The sequence below is a fragment of the Chromobacterium haemolyticum DSM 19808 genome, from assembly GCF_000711885.1.
Classification (GTDB): Bacteria; Pseudomonadota; Gammaproteobacteria; order Burkholderiales; family Chromobacteriaceae; genus Chromobacterium; species Chromobacterium haemolyticum.
The window spans coordinates 1-3,692 of sequence record NZ_JONK01000060.1; the positions used below are offsets into that span (position 1 = coordinate 1).

At 54.6% G+C, this 3,692-nt stretch carries 3 protein-coding genes and 1 tRNA gene; 3 read left to right on the plus strand and 1 reads right to left on the minus strand.

The window, feature by feature from the left end; translation table 11 throughout:
* Positions 1-76: transfer RNA gene (locus BR71_RS19655), tRNA-Asn, on the minus strand.
* A 195-nt stretch (positions 77-271) separates the two neighbouring features.
* Between BR71_RS19655 and ygfZ the strand changes: the two genes are divergently transcribed.
* The 3 genes from ygfZ to BR71_RS19670 all read left to right on the plus strand — a co-directional run bounded on the left by ygfZ (position 272) and on the right by BR71_RS19670 (position 3,590).
* Positions 272-1,309, plus strand: coding sequence for a CAF17-like 4Fe-4S cluster assembly/insertion protein YgfZ (gene ygfZ, locus BR71_RS19660; RefSeq protein WP_052370894.1), 1,038 nt, complete (start codon positions 272-274; stop codon positions 1,307-1,309).
* A gap of 102 nt (positions 1,310-1,411) precedes the next feature.
* Positions 1,412-1,717: an H-NS histone family protein gene (locus BR71_RS19665; protein WP_019103433.1), complete on the plus strand. Its 306-nt coding sequence runs from the start codon at positions 1,412-1,414 to the stop codon at positions 1,715-1,717.
* A gap of 166 nt (positions 1,718-1,883) precedes the next feature.
* Entirely contained in the window at positions 1,884-3,590 is a 1,707-nt protein-coding gene (locus BR71_RS19670; RefSeq protein ID WP_043641465.1) for a hypothetical protein, read from the plus strand.
* Positions 3,591-3,692: the final 102 nt, after the last annotated feature.

Here is a 3,692-nt window from a genome sequence, read left to right on the forward strand (position 1 = left end):
TGGCTCCCCGAGCAGGGCTCGAACCTGCGACCTGCGGATTAACAGTCCGTCGCTCTACCAACTGAGCTATCAGGGATTTGAGTGAGGGCGAACTATAGCTTCAGCCTGTCGGGCTGTCAACACTTGCGCGGCTGAAAATCGCTTGGGCCCGCCAAGCGGCGCGAAGGCGGGGCATGAGCCGGCAATTCATCGCTGGCGAAGGGGGGCTGCGGCGCGTTAAAATTTCGTTTGTTGACCATGCGGGAATAGCCGCGTTTTTGAGGTGGGTTAAATGAATCTGGACGGGAAGCTCACGCTGGATGCGCGCGCGCAGCGGGCAAATAAAGATGCGGTGGAAATGAATGTTCATCTGCGGCAGTTGGACTCATTGCGCGCCGGCGTCGCAATATCGATTTTGGATAAGCACAAAATCATCCAGGTGGCGGGAGAGGACGCAGAGGCCTTTTTACAAGGGCAGCTTTCTAGCGATGTGCGTGAGTTGTCGGATGAAAGCCGCGCTCAGTACAGCAGTTACTCTACGGCCAAAGGAAGGATGCTGGCCAGTTTTTTGGTTTGGCGTTGCGATGGAACTTATTACTTGGCGGTATCTGCGGATTTGGCCGATTACGTGGCCAAGCGCTTGAGCATGTTTGTGCTGCGCTCCAAGGTGAAGGTATCGATTGCGGATAACCTGACTTTGATAGGCCTTGCGGGCAAGGCGGCCTTGGCGGCGCTGACGATCGAGTCCGCATTGGCGTCAACACCGGGGCCGCGAGAGATGGTTCGGGTTGAGCCGGGCCTGTTGATAGGCTTGCCCGGGACAGGTTGGGTGCTGGTTGTGGACGAGGCAGGCGCAGAGTGGGTGGGGGAAAAGCTGACGGACGACGCCAGCCTGATTTCTTCCGGTGTTTGGGAATGGCGGGATATCGACGCGGGTATTCCTTGGGTCCATCTGGCGACTCAGGAGCAATTTGTGCCGCAAATGGCGAATATGGAGTTGATTGGAGGGGTGAGCTTTAAGAAAGGCTGCTACCCGGGGCAGGAAATCGTCGCCAGATCGCAGTATTTGGGAAAATTGAAGCGTCGTTTGTTCAAAGTAGCATTTAAACAGCCGCTTGCCATCGGCGCTAAACTCTATAGCCCATCTGTAGCGGGTCAGTCGATTGGCATGTTGTCGGCGGTTTGCCAAGTGGCTCCGGAACAATATGAAGGTTTGGCAGTTGTTCAATTTCAAGCTTGGGAAGAGGGTATTTATGCTGACGAGGCCTATACAATAAGGCTTCAGCAACTGGACCTGCCCTATTCCTTGAATGAGGGGCTTGAGAATTAATTGATAATTTCTGTTTTGTTTCCTTGACTTGAGTAGAAAGGCTTGGCTACATTATCATCTGTAATGCACCACTACTCTTACAATATATTTGGGAACATGCTAATGGAACTGTCGAAATTGGATTTTACCCAGCTGGTGGCTCTGCGCGCCGATGTCGAAGCTGAAATCAAGCGCCGCGAAAGCGAAGAAAAGTCCAAAGCCAAGAAACAAATCATTGAGCTTGCTCGCGCTTACGGCCTGAGCGTTGAAGAAGTACTGGGCAAAACCGGCGGCGTGCGCAAGCCGGTGGAAGCCAAGTACCGTCACCCGGTTAGCCCGGAACTGACCTGGACCGGTCGCGGCCGCAAGCCGGTGTGGGTACAAGAGTGGATCTCCAGCGGCAAAGCGCTGGAAGCTCTGGCTATCTAAGCAAACAGCAGGTTTGCAATGAATTTCAAAAGCGCCTGTCATGGGCGCTTTTTCTTTATCTGACGGCCAGCGGTCCAGCTTGAGGCTTGCTATAAATGGATGTAGCGTTCAAGCTGTTTCGTGTAGTGATTGAAATGTGCTGACATTGTCTTGAGAGTGGGCGGCTATGCTGGATTTTTTTTCAAGAGGGGCTAAAGGTCGCTCCGATCCTTTGGCTAGCGCGGAAGCGGCCAGGGAGTTTGTGGCGGCTTTGAAGAAGGAGCACGGTGCGGCCGCGCATGAGCGCGTGGTGGCATTGCTGTCGCCATTGGAGTTGGATTGGCACAATATTTCAGTGGATCGCGTCGAAGCGCTGCTAGCGCTCAACCAAGAGACGGAATCGCTACATGAAAACCTCTGCGCGCAATACTTGCTGAATACGCGCATGCCCAAAGCGCTGGAAACGCAGCTCAGAAGCCAGATACTGGCGTACGGAAAATGCTTTATAGATTGCTATCAGCATGTGCTGACTGTCGACGCCGACTCGGTTGAGGGTGCCAAAGTGCTGACCCTATTGCCCATCGTGCTGGCGCGAATGATGTTCTATCTTGGCGAGCATGCGCGCTGGCACTGGATCCGGAGCTTTAATCCGGAGGAGGCTTTTTGGCTGGGAGTAAACCAACTCTATTGGTTTGCAGAGCACCATGGTTGCGATTCCGTGCCGGTGTTTTTATTCGGAGATGGCCAGCCGGCGACCACGGTTCAGGATCAATTTCTCATCTTGCATATGCTCGCTGTGTTGACCGGGGGCAATCTTAGCGTCAGACAGTTGCATTTTGCCTATCAACTGCTGCAGGTTTTGAGTAACCGCATGTCTTTGACGCGTGCATGCGCGGAATATTCGAGTTTTGCGGTCTCTTTAAAAGGACCTCATCCCGCGGCGAGAGTGACAGGCGGTTTGGTGGATGAGGCCGCCCGCTATTGGGGTACGACGGACTTGGTCGAGATTCTGCACGGCTGGAGCATTGTGCTGGATGCTGGCAGAGTGCCGCCCGAAATCAAAAGAATGATGGAACCGGGTATCGACGCCAATACCCTGCGCGCTTTGATGCGTGAGTGGTCTCCCCAGCAAATGCGTTTCGAGAGAGCTGAACGAGTGCCTGTTTCCGGCCAGAGCATAGAAGTGGCGTATCGCCTGCCTGTGTTGCACCGTTTGATTCGGAGTGTGGACGAGGCCAAGCAAACGGGCTCGCTGGAAGAGGGCAACTTCGATGACGCTGCCAATATCCGTATTTACGGCTTCGTTACCACGAGGAAGCGGGACAAGGGGGCTCCCATCCCTGGGCTCGCCTCGGCTGGGGAGGCCGTTTCTCCGCCGGCCAAAGAGGAGTTTTCGCGTTGGGAGGTAGATAATGTCAGCCAAACCGGGCTTGGCGTTACCCTTGGCGCGATGGGGAATGAATGGGTGGGCTTGGGTGCGCTGATTGGCTTTCGCGAGAAGTCGGTGGATGGTTGGAGCCTGGGCGTGGTGCGTCGAGTGAAGCGGAACTCTGCGGATCAGATCTATCTGGGAGTTGAAACCCTGAGCCGAAGACCCGTGGCGGCTTCGTTGCGGCCAACCGATGTGAGATTGATCGATCCGACGCTGCCGCCTGAGCAAGTTTGGCTGGCAGGGCATATCGCCTTGTTCGTTCCTTGTCAGCGTTCGGGCAAGGTGATCAACGCTTTGCTGTTGCCACTCTCCTTATATGTATTGGGCAAAGAGTTCTACATGACGGCCAAGGGTAAGCATTTTCAGCTTTCCTTAGGCAAGGTCATGGATAAGGGCAGCGATTGGTGTCTGAGCGAGGTGGAGTTGGTCCAGGCTTTGGAAAGGCTGCCGGTTTTGCCGTGACTTCCATCATTTAGGATGGAGTCGAACACGGGTCGAAGCTAAGCTTTGGCCCGTTTTTCATGGATAGTCGGGGCATGGGGCGGGGGTTGGCAAATACCCTTT